The sequence below is a fragment of the Pseudomonas sp. MYb193 genome (assembly GCF_002966775.1).
GTDB lineage: Bacteria > Pseudomonadota > Gammaproteobacteria > Pseudomonadales > Pseudomonadaceae > Aquipseudomonas > Aquipseudomonas paracarnis.
The window spans coordinates 962,856-980,175 of sequence record NZ_CP023269.1; the positions used below are offsets into that span (position 1 = coordinate 962,856).

The 17,320-nt window shown below is 60.7% G+C and carries 12 protein-coding genes; 5 read left to right on the forward strand and 7 right to left on the reverse strand.

What is annotated here, in order from left to right; genetic code table 11:
* Positions 1-9 precede the first annotated feature (9 nt).
* Together CLM72_RS04455 and CLM72_RS04460 are read left to right on the forward strand one after the other, a co-directional pair.
* On the forward strand, positions 10-1,719 hold the full coding sequence (locus CLM72_RS04455; protein ID WP_105225752.1) for a fructose-specific PTS transporter subunit EIIC: 1,710 nt from the start codon (positions 10-12) through the stop codon (positions 1,717-1,719).
* Between the two features lie 105 nt (positions 1,720-1,824).
* Positions 1,825-3,366 carry an alkaline phosphatase gene (locus CLM72_RS04460; RefSeq protein ID WP_105225753.1) on the forward strand — a complete coding sequence of 514 codons (1,542 nt, stop codon included), beginning with the start codon at positions 1,825-1,827 and terminating at the stop codon, positions 3,364-3,366.
* A 130-nt stretch (positions 3,367-3,496) separates the two neighbouring features.
* Here the strand turns inward: CLM72_RS04460 and CLM72_RS04465 are convergent, their stop codons facing one another.
* Positions 3,497-6,022 carry a sulfite reductase flavoprotein subunit alpha gene (locus tag CLM72_RS04465; protein WP_105225754.1) on the reverse strand — a complete coding sequence of 842 codons (2,526 nt, stop codon included), beginning with the start codon at positions 6,020-6,022 and terminating at the stop codon, positions 3,497-3,499.
* 136 nt (positions 6,023-6,158) lie between these two features.
* The gene (locus CLM72_RS04470; protein WP_105225755.1) at positions 6,159-8,462 is read right to left on the reverse strand and encodes a TonB-dependent siderophore receptor; all 2,304 of its coding nucleotides are present in this window, start codon (positions 8,460-8,462) and stop codon (positions 6,159-6,161) included.
* Positions 8,463-8,667: 205 nt separating this feature from the next.
* Between CLM72_RS04470 and CLM72_RS04475 the strand changes: the two genes are divergently transcribed.
* Entirely contained in the window at positions 8,668-9,348 is a 681-nt protein-coding gene (locus tag CLM72_RS04475; RefSeq protein ID WP_034126270.1) for a Fe2+-dependent dioxygenase, read from the forward strand.
* Between the two features lie 2 nt (positions 9,349-9,350).
* Positions 9,351-10,100, forward strand: coding sequence for a tetratricopeptide repeat protein (locus CLM72_RS04480; RefSeq protein WP_105225756.1), 750 nt, complete (start codon positions 9,351-9,353; stop codon positions 10,098-10,100).
* Between the two features lie 70 nt (positions 10,101-10,170).
* Here CLM72_RS04480 and CLM72_RS04485 read toward each other — a convergent pair whose 3' ends face one another.
* The 5 genes from CLM72_RS04485 to CLM72_RS04505 all read right to left on the reverse strand — a co-directional run bounded on the left by CLM72_RS04485 (position 10,171) and on the right by CLM72_RS04505 (position 15,229).
* Positions 10,171-11,334, reverse strand: coding sequence for a type III PLP-dependent enzyme (locus CLM72_RS04485; RefSeq protein WP_003188470.1), 1,164 nt, complete (start codon positions 11,332-11,334; stop codon positions 10,171-10,173).
* A gap of 444 nt (positions 11,335-11,778) precedes the next feature.
* The gene (locus CLM72_RS04490; RefSeq protein ID WP_034126272.1) at positions 11,779-12,936 is read right to left on the reverse strand and encodes a betaine/proline/choline family ABC transporter ATP-binding protein; all 1,158 of its coding nucleotides are present in this window, start codon (positions 12,934-12,936) and stop codon (positions 11,779-11,781) included.
* A complete protein-coding gene (locus CLM72_RS04495; RefSeq protein ID WP_003188473.1) occupies positions 12,933-13,586 on the reverse strand; it encodes an ABC transporter permease in 654 nt (217 codons plus the stop codon). Before CLM72_RS04495 ends, CLM72_RS04490 begins: the two co-directional genes overlap by 4 nt.
* 12 nt (positions 13,587-13,598) lie before the next feature.
* Positions 13,599-14,492 (reverse strand): glycine betaine ABC transporter substrate-binding protein, encoded by an 894-nt coding sequence (locus CLM72_RS04500; RefSeq protein ID WP_105225757.1) that lies wholly within the window; start codon positions 14,490-14,492, stop codon positions 13,599-13,601.
* A gap of 20 nt (positions 14,493-14,512) precedes the next feature.
* Complete coding sequence (locus CLM72_RS04505) at positions 14,513-15,229, reverse strand: ABC transporter permease (protein ID WP_004372306.1); 717 nt, start codon at positions 15,227-15,229, stop codon at positions 14,513-14,515.
* Positions 15,230-15,561: 332 nt separating this feature from the next.
* On the opposite strand from CLM72_RS04505, the gene CLM72_RS04510 reads away from it, so the two are divergent.
* Positions 15,562-17,145, forward strand: a complete 1,584-nt coding sequence (locus CLM72_RS04510) for a peptide chain release factor 3 (RefSeq protein WP_034126275.1) — start codon at positions 15,562-15,564, stop codon at positions 17,143-17,145.
* Positions 17,146-17,320 lie beyond the last annotated feature (175 nt).

Here is a 17,320-nt window from a genome sequence, read left to right on the forward strand (position 1 = left end):
GGGTTTGTGATGAAGTTAGCCATTGTTACCGCCTGCCCGAACGGCATGGTCACCAGTGTGCTGTGCGCCCGCTTGTTGGACGCCGCCGCCCAGCGCATGGGCTTGCACACCAGTGTTGAAGTCGTCGATGTACAGCGCCCGGAGCGCCAGTTGTCCCAGGCGACGATTGATGATGCCGAGTGGGTGCTGCTGGTCAGCAGTACCCCGGTGGATATGCAGCGGTTTGTCGGCAAGCGTGTGTTCCAGAGCACACCGGCCCAGGCGTTGGCGGATGTCGAAGGCGTGCTGCGCCGGGGCGCCGAAGAAGCCCAGGTGTATGTCGCCGACGCCTCCCCGGTGGCGGCCAAGGCTGCGCCGCGTATCGTCGCGATTACCGCGTGCCCCACCGGTGTGGCCCACACGTTCATGGCCGCCGAAGCCTTGCAGCAGACTGCTCAGCGCCTGGGTTATGACCTGCAGGTCGAGACCCAAGGTTCGGTGGGCGCCCGCACGCCGTTGAGCCCGCAAGCGATTGCCGATGCCGATGTGGTGTTGCTGGCGGCCGATATCGAAGTGGCCACCGAGCGTTTCGCCGGCAAGAAGATTTACCGCTGTGGCACCGGCATTGCCCTCAAGCAATCCGAAGTCATCCTCAACAAAGCCCTGGCCGAAGGCGTGGTGGAAAGTGCTGCCGGCGGTGCACCGGCCAAGGCGGAGAAAACCGGCGTCTACAAACACCTGCTCACCGGCGTGTCGTATATGTTGCCGATGGTGGTGGCGGGGGGCTTGCTGATCGCTTTGTCGTTTGTGTTCGGCATCCATGCCTTCGAACAGCCCGGCACCTTGGCGGCGGCGCTCAAGTCCGTGGGTGACCAGGCGTTCCTGTTGATGGTGCCATTGCTGGCGGGCTACATCGCCTACTCGATTGCCGACCGTCCTGGCCTTGCGCCCGGCATGATCGGCGGGCTGCTGGCGGGGACGCTGGGGGCTGGGTTTATCGGCGGCATCCTGGCCGGCTTCGTCGCCGGGTATTGCGTCAAGCTGATCAGCCGGGCAGTGCAACTGCCCCAGAGCCTGGAAGCGCTCAAGCCGATCCTGATTATCCCGTTACTGGCGAGCCTGTTTACCGGCTTGGTGATGATCTACCTGGTGGGCCCACCGGTCGCCCGCTTGCTCACGGGCCTGACGGATTTCCTCAGCACCATGGGCACCACCAACGCGGTGCTGCTGGGCATTCTGCTCGGCGGCATGATGTGCGTGGATTTGGGCGGGCCGATCAACAAGGCGGCCTATGCGTTCTCGGTTGGCCTGCTGGCCGCGTCGAGCGGCGCGCCGATGGCCGCGACCATGGCCGCCGGCATGGTGCCGCCAATTGGCATGGGCATCGCCACGTTGCTGGCCCGGCGCAAGTTCGCCCAGACCGAGCGCGAGGCCGGCAAGGCGGCGATGATCCTGGGGCTGTGCTTTATCTCCGAAGGCGCGATTCCCTTCGCCGCCAAAGACCCGCTGCGCGTCATTCCGGCCAGCATCGCCGGTGGCGCGTTGACCGGTGCGCTGTCGATGTATTTCGGCTGCAAACTCGCCGCGCCCCATGGCGGGTTGTTTGTGTTGGTGATTCCGAATGCGATGAACCATGCGTTGTTGTATTTGTTGGCGATTGTGGCGGGCAGTGTGTTGACCGGCTTGGTATATGCCGTGCTCAAGCGACCGGAAGCGGCCGAGCTGGCCGTGACTGCCTGACACTGGCAGAAAATGTGGGAGCTCGACCGTTCTCCTGATCAGTGTCATCTGCGCTTCATCCCGTCATGCTTTAGTGGCCCTTTTGATACTCAAGAGGGCACCTGCATGAGCCACTTCGATCTGGGCCGCCGCCGTGTGATGCAAGCCGTAGGCGCTGGCCTGCTGTTGCCCGGCCTGGCGCCTGCGGTGATCGCTTCGGTGAAGGACCGACCGCAACTCACTGACGGCGTGCAATCGGGCGACCTGCAGGGCGATCGCGCAATGATCTGGAGCCGCAGTGACCGCCCGGCGAAGATGGTGGTGGAGTGGGATACCCGCAGCGTGTTCAGCAACCCGCGTCGATTCGTCTCGCCCCTGGCCGACAGCCGCACCGACTTTACCGCCCGTGTCGAGCTCACCGGGCTGCCGGTCGACCAGGCGATTTTCTACCGCGTGCATTTCGAAGACGCCCAGACCGGCATTGCCAGTGAACCCTGGTTCGGCCACTTGCGTAGCGTGCCGCAACAGCGGCGTGATATCCGTTTTGTGTGGAGCGGCGACACCGTCGGCCAAGGCTTCGGCATCAACCCGGACATCGGTGGCATGCGCATCTATGAAGCCATGCGCCTGCGCCTGCCGGACTTTTTTATCCACAGCGGCGACACCATCTACGCCGACGGCCCGGTTCCCGCGCAGCTCACCACTGAAGGCGGGCGCATCTGGCGCAACATCACCACTGAAGCCAAAAGCAAAGTCGCGGAAACCCTCGATGAATATCGCGGCAATTACCGTTACAACCTGCTGGATGAAAACGTACGCCGCTTCAATGCCGAGGTGCCGCAGATCTGGCAGTGGGACGACCACGAGGTGATCAACAACTGGTCATCGAGCAAGCAGTTGGATGAGCGTTACCAGACCCGCGACATCAACACCCTGGTGGGCCGTGCCCGCCAGGCCTGGCTGGAATACTCACCCATGCGCCGACAGAGCGCCGACAGTGGCGGGCGTATTTATCGCAAGCTCAGTTATGGGCCGCTGCTGGATGTGTTTGTGTTGGATATGCGCAGCTATCGCGGGCCCAATGACGACAACCTGGGCGCTGAAAAACCCTTCCTTGGTCGTGAACAGTTGGACTGGCTCAAGAGCGGGCTCAAGGCGTCACAAGCGCAGTGGAAGGTGGTCGCCGCCGACATGCCTATCGGCCTGGGCGTGCCCGACGGTGAGGTCAGCCCCGGCGTGGCGCGTTGGGAAGCGATCGCCAATGGCGATCCTGGCCCGGCGCGAGGGCGTGAGCTGGAGATCGCTGAACTGCTGGGGTTCCTGCATGAGCACAAGGTGCGCAACCACCTGTGGCTGACGGCCGATGTGCATTACTGTGCGGCGCATCACTATCACCCTGACCGCGCGGCGTTCCAGGATTTCGAGCCGTTCTGGGAGTTTGTGGCGGGGCCGTTGAATGCCGGGAGTTTCGGGCCCAACCCACTGGATAAAACCTTTGGCCCGCAGGTGGTATTCCAAAAGGCGCCACCGGCACAGAACACCTCGCCGTTTGCGGGCTTTCAGTTTTTTGGTGAAGTGCAGATTGATGGGCAGACGGCGGAGTTGACGGTGATGCTGCGCGATCTCGATGGAGTCTCGGTGTTCGAGCAAAAGCTGCAACCCATCTGATTGGAATACAGTTAAAACTGTGGGAGCAGGCTTGCCTGCGATAGCTATCTGTTAGTGAAACATCTGTCACTGATAGATAGCTATCGCAGGCAAGCCAGCTCCCACCTTCGATTTTCTTTGTTCCTGGGGGTCAGTAGACATCCCGACGATAGCGGCCCTGTTCGATCAGGCGCTCCAGCGCCTCATTGCCCAAGATGTCTTTCAGTGCCTGATCCACCCCCGTCGCCATCCCCTGCAAGCTGCCACACACATAAATCGCTGCGCCGTCCGCGAGCCATTTGCGCAGCACATCCGCTGACTCGCGCAGGCGATCCTGTACGTAGATCTTCTCCTCTTGATCGCGGGAAAATGCCAGGTCCAGCAGGGCCAGGTCTCCACTGGCGAGCCAGCCTTGCAGTTCGTGCTGGCACAGGTAGTCGTGGGCGATATTGCGCTCGCCGAACAGCAACCAGTTTCGCTGCTGGCCGTCGGCAATGCGTGCTTTGAGCAAGCTGCGCAGGCCCGCAAGCCCGGTGCCGTTGCCCAGCAGAATCAGCGGCACAGGCGCGTCGGGCAAATGGAAGCCGCTGTTGCGCCGCAGACGCAGGCTGATGGCCGAGCCGAGGGCGGCGTGTTCAGTCAGCCAGCCGGAGCCAAGCCCCAGGCTGCCGTCGGGGTGGCGCTCCTGGCGCACAATCAGCTCCAGCACGCCGTCGCTGGCAATCGAGGCGATGGAGTATTCGCGCATGCCCAGGGGGACCAGCGCATCCACCAATGCCTGGGCGTGCAGGCCGACCAGGTGCGTGCGGTTTTCCGGCAGTTGGCGCGTGGCCAGGGCCTGATCAAGGGTGTGGGCGACGCCGTCGATCACCACACCGTCGCTACCGACCAAGCCCAGGCCGGCCAGGAAGTGTTCGATGGCCCAGGGGCAGTTGCGCGGCAGGACTTCCACCAGGTCGCCGGCCAGCCAGCTGTGCGCAGACGTGGATGTGAGGCCCAGCAGGTAGACGGGCGAGCCGACACTGTCGGGGTTGAGCAGGGTGCGTTGGCTCAGGGTCCAGTTTTCGTACTGGGCCGTCGGCCAGGCCGCTGCCGGCGCATGCCCGGTGAGCTGGCCCAGTTGCTGTTGCCAGGTCTGCAGCGCCAGTGTATCGCCGCTGTCGACTTCCACCGGGGCAAACAGCGGGGTGCCGCCCTGGTTGGTCAGCCAGAAATGCAGGCGTCGGGCAAAGCCGCAAAAATGTTCGTACTGCCGGTCACCCAGGGCCAGCACCGAGTAGTTCAAGCCTTTGAGGGGCAGCGCCTGGCCGAGCACGCTACGCTCGAACCCGCGGGCGCTGTCGGGGGCTTCGCCGTCGCCAAAGGTACTGACCACAAACAGCGCGTTCTGTGATTGGCTGAGGTCGTCGCGGCTGACACTGCCCAGGGGCTGCACCTTCACCGCCAGGCCCGCAGCCTGCAGTTGCCCGGCCGTTTGCCAGGCCAGTTGTTCGGCAAAGCCGCTCTGGCTGGCGAAGCCGATCAGCCAGGCCGGGGCATTGCTGTGGTTATCTGTCAGGCCTTTGCGGGCATCGCGGACCTGGCGCTTTTTGCGGCGTCGGTCCAGGTACAGCAGCCAGCCCGTGATGAAAAACAGCGGCATAAGCAGTGAGCTGACGGTGAGGACGATGCGCCCGACCAGGCCGAAATAGCTGCCGGTGTGCAGCGCATACACGCTTGTCAGCAACTGCGCCTTGAGGCTTTTGCTGGCGTAGCGCTCGTGAGATTTGACCTCGCCAGTGGCCGGGTCCAGGTTGATCTGGTTCAGCGCACGGTCATGAGGCGATGAAGTGAGCAGGTAATACACGGTGGCCGGTTGCCCGGCGACCGCGGGCATCCGAATGTTGTAGGCGCTCAAGTCGGGGCCGGCGTTGCTGTAGATGCTGCTCCAGATCGCGTCATAGTTGGCCACCGGAGCCGGGCCGGCGGGGGCTGGGCCGCGCTTGCGCATGCGCTCGTTCTGCGGCGCGTCGGACAGCAGTTTGGTCACGCCACGGTTGTACCAGTCGTACGACCAATACAGCCCGGTCAGCGCTGCCAACAGATAAAACAGCAGGCACCAGGTGCCGAATACCGAGTGCAGGTCCCAATTGAAGCTGCGACCCTTTTTGCGCCAGTCCAGGGTCAGCCAGACACGCCAGCTTTTCACCTGGCGCGGCCAGCGCAGGTACAGGCCGGAGAGGCAGAAGAACAGCAGGATCAGGGTGCAGGCGCCGGTGATGTTGCGCCCGGTGTCGCCGATGGCGAGGAAGCGGTGCAGTTGCAGGATAAACCCGAACAGGTCCTGGCCGACCGCGTCGCCCATGTAGTCGCCGGTGTACGGGTCAAAGTAGCGCATCTGGCCACGACGCTCGCCCGGTGGCGGGGTGAAGGACACGCGGCCGGCGTTGCCGCTGTCGCTTTCTACCCACAGCATGGCCACGGTCTTGCCTTCAGCCGCTTCCAATTTGCGTACCAGCTCGGCGGGCGGCAGTACACCGGCCTCGCGTTTCTGCACGCTCAACACGGTGGGGTTGAGCGCCCGCAGGATCTCGTCCTGGAACGAGTACGCGGCCCCGGTGACCCCCATCAAGGCCAGCACCAGCCCGGCCGTGATGCCGAAGAACCAATGCAACTGGAACAGGGTTTTCTTCAACACGTCGGGCCGCCTCGCTTATCTGGATATCGATGTCACGGCGCGCATTATGCCGTGGGTTATCGAGAAAAATTCTGTTTTACACACAAAAGCCCCACGCATCCGATGCGTGGGGCCTTGGGTCGAGCATTGGCTGCGTTTAGAAGTGGAAGCTGGTAGTCAACAGAGCGGTACGACCAGCCGCCTGGTTGGCGAAGTGCGCCGAGTAGGCCTTATCGTAATACGTCTTGTCGGTGAGGTTTTGTACGTTCAATTGCAAGTCGACGTTTTTGGTCAGCTTGTAGCTGGCCATGGCGTCGTAGCGGGTGTAGGACGGCACGTACACGGTGTTGCCTGCATCGCCGTAAACCTCATCGACGTAGAACGCGCCGCCGCCGACGGTCAGCTTGGGGGTGATGTCGTAGGTGGTCCACAGGCTGAAGGAGTTCTTCGGCGTGTTGGGCATCTGGTTGCCTTTGTTGGAACCGGCACTCACCACGTTTTGACGGTTGCCGATTCTGCCAGGATCTACCAGCTCGCTTTTCAGATAGCTGTAACCAGCGAATACTTGCCATTGATCAGTGATTTTTCCGCTGGCAGACAGCTCCAAGCCATCGACTCGGGATTCACCGCCGTTTTCGAAGGTGTTGGAACTCACCAGAATTCGTGTGTTTTTCTTCTCAGTGCGGAAAACGGCAGCAGTTAGGGACAGGCGATCATGAAACAGATCCCACTTGGTGCCGAGTTCGTAGTTGACTGTTTCTTCGGGTTCCAGGTCGCTGGTGTTGATGCCGGTGACGAAACCATTGGGTTCCTGACCTTCACCTACTAAGCCGCCAACTGGCGAAGCTGAGGTAGCGTAGGAGGTATAGATGCTGCCGTTTTCCGTGGGTTTCCACACAAGCCCGGCCTGCCAGTTGAAAAATTGGCTGTCGTCCTTGAGCTTGGTACGTCCTGTAGCGGCATTGGTATTGGCTTGAGTGTCGAAAGTGTCGTAGCGCAGGCCGACATTGAGCAGCCATTTAGGATCAAGTTCGATGGTGTCGAATACATAGGCAGCGCGACTGGTGGCTTTGGTGTTGGTGCCGTTGTAGTTGCGCGCAACGTTGCCGTTCCAGGCATCATCCGGATTCGGGTTGCCGAGAGACGTACAATTGCCGCCGCTGCTGCCGACTACGCTAGGCGTGCAGCCATTGGGTATTGGGTTACTGTTTGGAGTGACCGTGTAGCCACTTACGCGGGTTTCTTCGCCCGTGAACTCCAAACCAGTGGAGTAGGAATGCTTCATCCCCGCCAATTGGAAATTACCAAACAGATCGGTCTGGTTAGTGGTCGTCGTAGTGGTGGACACGCGACTGTTAGCCCGACGCCATACGGTGCCGAACTGGTTGACGTTGTGCTGGCTGTCATCAGGCTGCGTCAATACGTAATCCTGGCCGGTGCTGCCATGACGCAGGGTGTTTTTCAGCGTCATGTTGTCGTTCAGGTCGTGCTCGATGGAGACCGTGCTGATGTCGGCGCGTGTTTTGCGGAAGTCGCGGCTTTTTAAGCCGTAAAAGTTGCTGCTATCGCCGCCATCGGTAGGTTTGTCATGAACGTGCACGGCATTCTTGGCTGTGCTGCCATAGCCATACGGAATCCCCGAATCCGGCAGGTCATCACTTTCCATATGGTAGTAGCTGAGGTTGACACGGGTCGGCGTGCCCAAGCCGAAAGTCAGCGACGGCGCCACGCCCCAACGGTCGTAATTCACCGCGTCGCGGCCGGCCACGTTTTGTTCATGGCTCATCAGGTTCAGGCGGAATGCCGCGCTGTCGTCCAGGAACTGGCGGTTCACGTCGAGCACGTAGCGGCGGGTCTGGTCGGAGCCGTAGGTAAAGCCGCCGTTGGTGAAGTCCCGCGCTTGTGGGGTCTTGCTCACCAGGTTGAGGCTGCCACCGGCCGAGCCTCGGCCACCGAACGAGGAGTTCGGGCCTTTGCTGACTTCGATGGACTCGATGTCGAAGATCTCGCGGCTCTGGCCACCGGTATCGCGTACGCCATCGAGGTAGGTATCGCCCTGGGCGTCGAAACCACGGATGAACGGGCGGTCGCCCTGAGGGTTGCCACCTTCACCGGCGCCGAAGGTGATACCCGGTACGGTGCGCAACGCGTCCTGCAGCGAGGTGGCGGCGGTGTCCTTGAGTACTTGTTGCGGCACCACAGTGACCGAACGCGGCGTGTCCACCAGCGGCGCGGTGTACTTCTGCGACGAAGCTTTCTCCACCTGGTAGGAGGTGTTGTCCTGCTCCTGGCCGGTGATGTTGGTGGCGCCGAGGGAGATAGGATTGCGCTCGCCTTTTGGCTCGGTATTTTCAGCCGCCTGCGCCAGGTGGGCGGCGGAGCCGGCACTCAGGGCAACGCCAATGGCGGAGGCCAGCATGCGTGGCGAACGGGCCGGTATTTTTAGAGTAGTGCGCGACATGACGTGTCCCTTCCCCAAGGATGTGAGGCCGCGGAATATAGGGCCAACAAGACTTTGTATCAATTGCGAGATATTGCTATTCGCATCAAATTTACATTCTTTACACTTTTTTGTTACGGATTTTGCGCTCTCGTTCGTCCCCGTGTTTTACAGAGAGGATAAGAATCAATACCATTGACGCCTCTCTGATCCCAGGTATTGCCCCATGTTGCTGCACATTCCCGGCCTGTTCTCTCGCGAGGAGGTGCTGCGCATTCGCCAGGCCCTGGAAGAGACCGAATGGGCTGACGGCAAAATCACCGCCGGTCACCAGTCGGCCAAGGCCAAGCACAACCTGCAATTGCCTGAAGGTCACCCGTTGGCCAAGGAAATTGGCGCAGCCATGCTGGAGCGGTTGTGGAGCAACCCGCTGTTCATGTCGGCCGCGCTGCCGCATAAAGTCTTCCCGCCACTGCTCAACTGCTATACCGCTGGCGGCAGTTTTGACTTTCATATCGACAATGCGGTGCGCCAGCCCAAAGGCAGCCACGAGCGCGTGCGCACCGACCTGTCGTCCACGCTGTTCTTCAGCGATCCCGACGAGTACGACGGCGGCGAACTGGAGATCCAGGACACCTTCGGCCTGCAGCGGGTCAAGCTACCCGCTGGCGACATGGTGCTGTACCCCGGCTCCAGCCTGCACAAAGTCAACGCGGTGACCCGTGGCGCGCGCTATGCCTCGTTCTTCTGGACCCAAAGCCTGGTGCGCGAAGACAGCCAGCGCACCTTGCTGTTCGAGATGGACGGCGCGATCCAGCAACTGACCCGCGACGTGCCCGACCACCCTGCGCTGATCCAGCTCACCGGCACCTACCACAACCTGTTGCGCCGCTGGGTCGAGGTCTGAGCATGGGTTTTTTATTGCGCCGCGAAGAAGTGCTCAATGTCGAACAATTGCAGAGCATGCTCGATGACTCCCCGGTGCGCGCCGCCCAGGCCATTCTGATCGCCGCCAAGGCAGGTGTGGTCGAGGCCCAGGCCCTGCTCGGGCAAATCTTGCTGGAAGGGCGCGGCATTGCCTGCGATGAGGCCCTGGCACTGCGCTGGTTCCAGATTGCCGCGCAGGGCGGGCACCTGATGGCGCGCAATATGATCGGGCGCTGCCGCGAGCATGGCTGGGGCTGCGCTGTCGATGAAGCCGCCGCAGCACGGGAATATTGCCTGGCGGCACACGCCGGGCTGGATTGGGGGCAGTACAACTACGCCAACCTCTTGGCTACCGGCCGTGGCGTTGTTGAAGACCAGGCGCAAGCACTGGCGCTGTATCGCCAGGCTGCCGAACAGGGCCATGCCAAGTCGATGAACCTGCTCGGGCGTTATCTGGAAGACGGGCAGCATTGCCCCACGGATGTTGAGGTGGCCGTTGAGTGGTACCGCCGCTCAGCCGAGGCAGGGGATTTTCGTGGGCAGTTCAGCCATGCGGCGGTGCTGGCCGACAGCGGCCAGATCGACGCGGCGCTGGAATGGTTGCACAAGGCGCTGGCAGGCGGGAATCTCAAGTTTCTGCGAACGGCGCACAAGGCGCTGGCGCAGGCGGATGACCCGCGGATTCGCGCCATGGCCGAGACCTACCAACAACGAGCCGCGGCCTTTTCCTGAGCCATAAAAAAACCCATGACAAGTCATGGGCTTCTTCTTGCAGCTTGTCGCTTAAAACTTACCGCTGTTCTTACACGTAAAACGATTTCAGCGGCGGGAACCCATTGAACTCAACCGCGCTGTAGCTGGTGGTGTAGGCACCGGTCGACAACCAGTACAGACGATCACCAATGGCCAGGTTCAATGGCAGGCCGTACTTGTAGTTTTCGTACATGATGTCGGCGCTGTCGCAGGTCGGGCCGGCGATGACCACTTCTTCCATCTCGCCTTTCTTCTCGGTCCAGATCGGGAACTTGATGGCTTCGTCCATGGTTTCGATCAGGCCGGAGAACTTGCCCACATCCGTGTACACCCAGCGCTCGACGGCGGTACGGGACTTGCGCGCCACCAGCACCACTTCGCTGACCAGGATACCGGCGTTGGCGATCAACGAACGGCCTGGTTCCAGGATAATTTCCGGCAGGTCGTCACCGAAGTCTTCCTTGAGGAAGCGGATGATTTCTTCGGCGTAGGTTTCCAGGCTGTTGGTGCGGGTGATGTAGTTGGCCGGGAAGCCGCCGCCCATGTTGATCAGCTTCAGCTCGATGCCATCTTCTTCCTTCAGGCGTTCGAAGATCACCTTGACCTTGGCGATGGCCGCGTCCCACACGCTGATGTCGCGCTGTTGCGAGCCGACGTGGAACGAGATGCCGTAAGGCACCAGGCCCAGGTCGCGGGCGAGGATCAGCAGGTCCATGGCCATGTCGGTCTGGCAGCCGAATTTGCGCGACAACGGCCAGTCAGCAGTGGTCGAGCCTTCGGTGAGGATACGCACATACACTTTCGAACCCGGCGCGGCCTTGGCGATGTTGCGCAGGTCGGCTTCGGAGTCGGTAGAGAACAGGCGCACGCCCTTCTCATAGAAGTAGCGGATGTCCTTGGATTTCTTGATGGTGTTGCCGTAACTGATACGGTCGGCGCTGACGCCGCGGTCCATGACCTTGTCCAGCTCGTAGATCGATGCGATGTCGAAGCTCGAACCCTTGTCTTTCAACAGGTCGATGATCTCGACGGCCGGGTTGGCCTTGACCGCGTAATACACCTTGGCGAATTCGAAACCGGCGCGCAGGTCATCGTAGGCCTGGCTGATCATCGCGGTGTCGATCACCACGAACGGGGTTTCTTGCTTGTCGGCGAACGCCTTCATTTTGTCAAAAGTGGCGCGCGCGAAATAATCTTCGACGTTGATCGACATGCTGGGAACTCCTAAGGGCAAACTAATTTGATCAATGGGTGCAAATGAACGTCCTCCGTATCCCCACTTTGGTTCGCCTACTTCCCAAGGCATGTCGCCGAAAGCAAAAAGGCCACGGGGTAAGCTGCCCTTGGCCTTGCTGTCTCGTCGTCAGTACTTGAGCCGGATGGATCGTTTCCAGCATGGACGTTCGGCGCGAACTTTAGGGCTTGGCGGGCGTGGGATCAACTAAAAATGTCGCGTTTTTGCACGCGTTCGTCGCGCGGCCGCGTGCAGCTACTTATGTAACCGACCGGTGTGACGGATTGATGTTCCCCGGATGGGGCCAATCAGATGGATTTGCGGTGTATTCATCGCAGGCAAGCCAGCTCCCACAGGGGAATGCATTCCAACATAAGAATGCAGTTTAAATGTGGGAGCTGGCTTGCCTGCGATAGCGGCGGATCAGACCAGCGCGGTCTCGGCTGGAGACACGATACTGGTCTTGCCCCCACGCGATTTGCCAGAGCTCAGGTACTCGGCAATCGACTCCTGGGTCACCTCCCCGAGGAACACCCGCTCCGCATCCATCACCGGCAGCCACGAACGGTTGAACTCGTACATGCGCGACAGCAGGATGCGCAAATGCTCGTCATACGCTGCCGTGGCGTTGAACTCGCGCAGATACTGGCCGCAGGTACCGGCCTGGCGGTGCAGGTCGCGACGACGTACGTAGCCCAGCGCCTTGTTCTCCGAACAGGTGACCACCACATAGCGGCGGTCGTGCTCGTCCATCAATTCCAGCGCATCGGCCACGGGTGTTTCCGGGCTCACCGACGGGGCGTTGTCCGCCGCGTCTTCGGCTTTTACCAGCAGCAGGCGCTTGAGGGTGCTGTCCTGGCCCACGAAATTGCTGACGAACTCGTCGGCCGGGTGCGCCAGCAGCGTGTCCGGGTGGTCGATCTGCAGCAGCTTGCCGGCGCGGAAGATGGCGATCTTGTCACCCAGCTTGATGGCCTCGTCGATGTCGTGGCTGACCATGATCACGGTCTTGTTCAGCGCGCGCTGCATCTCGAAGAATTCGTTCTGGATCATCTCGCGGTTGATCGGGTCGACCGCGCCGAACGGCTCATCCATCAGCAACAGCGGTGCGTCCGCGGCCAGCGCGCGGATCACACCGATACGCTGTTGCTGCCCGCCCGACAGCTCACGCGGGTAGCGATGCAGGTACTGCTTGGGTTCCAGCTTGATCATGCTCATCAACTCGCGGGCGCGGTCGTGGCATTTCTGCTTGTCCCAGCCGAGCAGCTTGGGCACCACCACGATGTTCTCTTCGATGGTCATGTTGGGGAACAGGCCGATCTGCTGGATCACGTAGCCGATGTTGCGACGCAGGGTCACCTCATCAAGGTCGGTGGTGTCTTCGCCGTTGATCAAAATCTTGCCCGAGCTGGGCTTGATCAGGCGATTGATCATCTTCAGCGTGGTGCTCTTGCCGCAGCCCGAGGGCCCCAGGAATACGCAAATTTCGCCTTCGTTGACGGTCAGGCTCACATCGTTGACGGCGGTGACCGTCTTGCCGTTGCTTTGAAAAGTCTTGGACAGATTTTGAAGTTCGATCATTTGAGCAATCCTTTTGGAGTCAGCGAGCGTTGCAGCCATTGCAGAAGCAGGTCGGCGAAGATGGCCAGGAGACTGACCAGCACGGCGCCGACGATCAGCATCGACATATCGCTGCGGCTGATGGAAGCCAGAATAAGTACACCCAGGCCACCGGCACCGATGGTGGCGGCGATGGTCATCACACCGATGTTCATGACCACGGCGGTACGTACGCCAGCGAGAATCACCGGCACCGCAATCGGCAATTCGACCATGCGCAGGCGTTGGCCGAAGGTCATGCCGATGCCGCGTGCGGCTTCGCGAATGCCTGGCTCAACGCCGGTGAGGGCCAGGTAGGTGTTACGCATGATTGGCAGCAGGGAGTAAAGGAACACGGCGGTGATCGCCGGCATTGGCCCGAGGCCCTGGCCGAACTTGGAGTAGAACGGCAGCAGCAGGCCGAACAGCGCGATGGATGGCACGGTCAGCAACACTGTGGCGCTGGCTTGCAACGGGCCGGCCAGGGTCGGGAAGCGCGTCATCAGAATGCCCAGGGGCACGCCGATAAAAATCGCGAGGATCACGGCGATGCCGACCAGGGTGATGTGCTGCCAGGTCAGGTGCAGGACCTGGGCCCAATCAAGATGGGAAAAGGCGTTCAAAAATTCCATGTCTTCTCCTTTTTAGTTGATTGGATGTTGGCGCAGGAAATCGGCGGCAACGGCGGACGGGCTTTCATGGTCGACGTCGACCCGTGCATTGAGCTGACGCATGGTTTCATCGTCGAACAGGTTGGCCAAAGGCTTGAGCTCGGCGGCCAGTTGCGGGTGCTGGTCGAGGTATTCCTGACGGATCACCGGGGCTGCGGTGTAGTCCGGGAAGTAGTGCTTGTCGTCTTCCAGCAGCTTCAACTTGAACGCGTTCAGGCGGCCGTCGGTGGTATAGACCAGCCCGGCAAACACCTGGCCATTACGCAGGGCGGTGTAGACCAAGCCCGCGTCCATTTGCCGGGTGTTTTTGCGCGTCAGGTTCATGTCGTACAGCTTGACCATGCCCGCCAGGCCGTCGGAGCGGTTGGCGAACTCGGTGTCCAGGGCGACCAGGCGCTGTTCCTTGATGTCTTCGGCCATGGCTTTGGTCAGGTCGCTGATGCTGTTGATCTCGGGATGTTCCTCAGCAACTTTCTCCGGCAGCGCCAGCGCATAGGTGTTGCTGAAACGCGACGGCGACAGCCAGACCAAGCCTTTTTTCGCATCGAGTTCTTTGACCCGAGCGTAGGACTGTTCGCTGTCGAGTTTCTCGTCGATATGGTTGTAGGCCACCAGCGACACGCCGGTGTATTCCCAGATCAGGTCCAGTTGCCCGCTTTCCTGGGCGCTACGCGCCAGGTTGCTGCCCAGGCCGCCGGTCACACGAGCGTCGTAGCCCTTGGTGCGCAGGTACTGGGAGGTGATTTCGGCGAGCAGGGTCTGCTCGGTGAACACCCGGGCGCCAATGCGGATCACGGGTTTTTCAGCGGCTTGCGCAATACCTGCAAACAGCAGGACGCAGCCTAATATCAAGCTCAGTTTTTTCATGTGAACTCCTTTACCGGGCCTTAAGACGGGCGCAACCCGCGTTCCAGCCAGAGGCGGCTGGCCATGGTCACCAGGCCATCAAGCAGCAATGCCAGCAGCGCGGTACACGCGGCGCCGAGCAACAGTTGCGGCTGGTTGTTCAGGGCGATGCCGGGGAAAATCAGGCTGCCCAGGCTGTTGGCGCCAATCAGGAACGCCAGCGGTGCGGTACCGACGTTGATCGCCAGGGCCACGCGCACACCGCCGATGATGATCGGCACGGCGTTGGGCAGCTCCACGCGAAACAGCACCTGGCGCGGGGTCATACCGATGCCGGTGGCGGCTTCCTTGAGGGAGCCCTGAACGTTTTTCAGGCCTTCGTAGGTGTTACGCACGATGGGCAGGAGCGAGGCGAGGAACAGCGCGAAGATGGCCGGGCCGCTGCCGATGCCGAGGACGCCGAGGGCGATGGCCAGTACGGCCAGGGGAGGGACGGTGTTGCCGATGTTGAAGATCTGCATGAAACGTTCTGCACGCCCGACCATGTTGGGTCGGCTGAGCAGGATACCGGCGGGGATGCCCACAATCAGGGCCGCCAGCATGGAGACTAAAACCAGAATCAGATGAGCTTGCAGGTAAAACAACAAATCGTCGCGGTACAGTTCGATCGTGTTGATGCCGATCCAGTGGACCAGCAGAGCCAGGAGCGCGACGACAACCGCGCCTCCTATCAGCCCTTTGCCATAGCGAATAGCCACAGGCGGACTCCTTTTTTTCTTTTGTCGGCGAACACATTTTCCGGCGGCAATGCCATTCCTGGCTGCCTCTGAATGAGTTCGCGAAAAGCAACTCGCCGATACTGGCAATGCAGTATGCGATCGAGCCATGAGCGCAGCCTCGTCAGGCTAACTTGCTGATATTTCAGCCCCTGTTCCGAGTGCGGTAGCAGGGGAGTGGACGTCTCGACCTTTTAAAAGGTTCCACACTTGGGCGCATTTAGCCACCCCCAATGGGCTCAACGGTGGTCCGTACCCTCGCGTTTGCGCTATACTCGCCGCCCTTTTTTGACTCACCTGCCAGGCGATTTCCCATGACCCACCAGGCCGCCGAAGTCGCGAAACGCCGCACTTTCGCCATTATTTCCCACCCCGATGCCGGTAAAACCACCATCACCGAAAAGCTGTTGCTGATGGGCAAGGCGATCGCGGTAGCCGGCACGGTGAAATCGCGCAAATCCGACCGCCATGCCACCTCCGACTGGATGGAAATGGAAAAACAACGGGGTATTTCCATTACCACGTCGGTCATGCAGTTCCCCTATCGCGAGCACATGATCAACCTGCTCGACACCCCAGGGCACGAAGACTTCTCCGAAGATACTTACCGCACCCTCACCGCGGTGGACTCGGCGCTGATGGTCCTCGACGGCGGTAAAGGCGTCGAGCCACGTACCATTGCGCTGATGGACGTGTGCCGTCTGCGTGACACGCCGATTGTCAGTTTCATCAACAAACTCGACCGCGATATCCGCGACCCCATCGAGCTGCTGGATGAAATCGAAGCCGTCCTGAAGATCAAGGCCGCGCCGATCACTTGGCCGATTGGTTGCTACCGCGACTTCAAGGGCGTGTACCACCTGGCCGACGACTACATCATTGTCTACACCGCTGGCCACGGTCATGAACGCACCGAAACCAAGATCATTGAAAAGCTCGACTCCGACGAAGCCCGCGCCCACTTGGGTGACGAGTACGACCGTTTCGTCGACCAGCTGGAACTGGTGCAGGGCGCCTGCCATGAGTTCAACCAGCAAGAGTTCCTCGACGGTCAGTTGACCCCGGTGTTCTTCGGTACCGCCCTGGGCAACTTCGGCGTCGACCACGTACTGGACGCCGTCGTGGACTGGGCGCCGCGCCCGCTGGCCCGCGTCGCCAACGAGCGCACCGTGGAACCGGTGGAAGAGAAATTCACCGGCTTCGTGTTCAAGATCCAGGCGAACATGGACCCCAAGCACCGCGACCGTATCGCCTTCATGCGTATCTGCTCCGGCCGCTACGAAAAAGGCATGAAGATGCGCCACGTGCGCACCGGCAAGGACGTACGCATCGGCGACGCCCTGACGTTCTTCTCCTCCGAGCGTGAACAGCTTGAAGAGGCCTACGCCGGCGACATCATCGGTTTGCATAACCACGGCACCATCCAGATCGGCGACACCTTCACCGAAGGCGAGGCGCTGGGCTTCACCGGTATCCCGCATTTCGCCCCGGAACTGTTCCGCCGCGTGCGCCTGCGTGACCCGCTCAAATCCAAGCAACTGCGCCAGGGCTTGCAGCAATTGGCCGAAGAGGGCGCCACCCAGGTGTTCTTCCCCGAGCGCAGCAACGACATCATCCTCGGCGCCGTGGGTGTGCTGCAGTTCGACGTGGTCGCCAGCCGCTTGAAAGAGGAATACAAGGTGGAGTGCTCCTACGAGCCGATCACGGTGTATTCGGCGCGCTGGATTGATTGCAGCGATAAGAAGAAGTTGGAAGAGTTCTCCAACAAGGCCGTGGAAAACCTGGCGATCGACGGCGGTGGTCACCTGACCTACCTGGCGCCGACCCGGGTCAACCTGGCGCTGATGGAAGAGCGTTGGCCGGATGTGAAGTTCCGCGCTACTCGTGAGCACCATTGATTTAGGCTTCTCATCTTGAAAAGCTAACATCTTGAAAAGCTAACTAAAAACCCTAAAGATTTTATCTTTAGGGTTTTTTTGACTGCGTAGACGGCTAAAGTCAACTGTGAAGTTTGACAGTAGATTTTTATAGCGCTCAGCCGTTAGATAGGCGAGGAGGTCGTAAGGCCTATCG

Excerpts from the sequence above, each read along its gene's own strand:
- CLM72_RS04490 (WP_034126272.1), bottom strand. The coding sequence starts at position 12,936 with ATGATCGAACTTCAAAATCTGTCCAAGACTTTTCAAAGCAACGGCAAG.
- CLM72_RS04495 (WP_003188473.1), bottom strand. The coding sequence starts at position 13,586 with ATGGAATTTTTGAACGCCTTTTCCCATCTTGATTGGGCCCAGGTCCTG.
- CLM72_RS04470 (WP_105225755.1), bottom strand. The coding sequence starts at position 8,462 with ATGTCGCGCACTACTCTAAAAATACCGGCCCGTTCGCCACGCATGCTG.
- CLM72_RS04475 (WP_034126270.1), top strand. The coding sequence starts at position 8,668 with ATGTTGCTGCACATTCCCGGCCTGTTCTCTCGCGAGGAGGTGCTGCGC.
- CLM72_RS04480 (WP_105225756.1), top strand. The coding sequence starts at position 9,351 with ATGGGTTTTTTATTGCGCCGCGAAGAAGTGCTCAATGTCGAACAATTG.
- CLM72_RS04485 (WP_003188470.1), bottom strand. The coding sequence starts at position 11,334 with ATGTCGATCAACGTCGAAGATTATTTCGCGCGCGCCACTTTTGACAAA.
- CLM72_RS04455 (WP_105225752.1), top strand. The coding sequence starts at position 10 with ATGAAGTTAGCCATTGTTACCGCCTGCCCGAACGGCATGGTCACCAGT.
- CLM72_RS04510 (WP_034126275.1), top strand. The coding sequence starts at position 15,562 with ATGACCCACCAGGCCGCCGAAGTCGCGAAACGCCGCACTTTCGCCATT.
- CLM72_RS04460 (WP_105225753.1), top strand. The coding sequence starts at position 1,825 with ATGAGCCACTTCGATCTGGGCCGCCGCCGTGTGATGCAAGCCGTAGGC.
- CLM72_RS04500 (WP_105225757.1), bottom strand. The coding sequence starts at position 14,492 with ATGAAAAAACTGAGCTTGATATTAGGCTGCGTCCTGCTGTTTGCAGGT.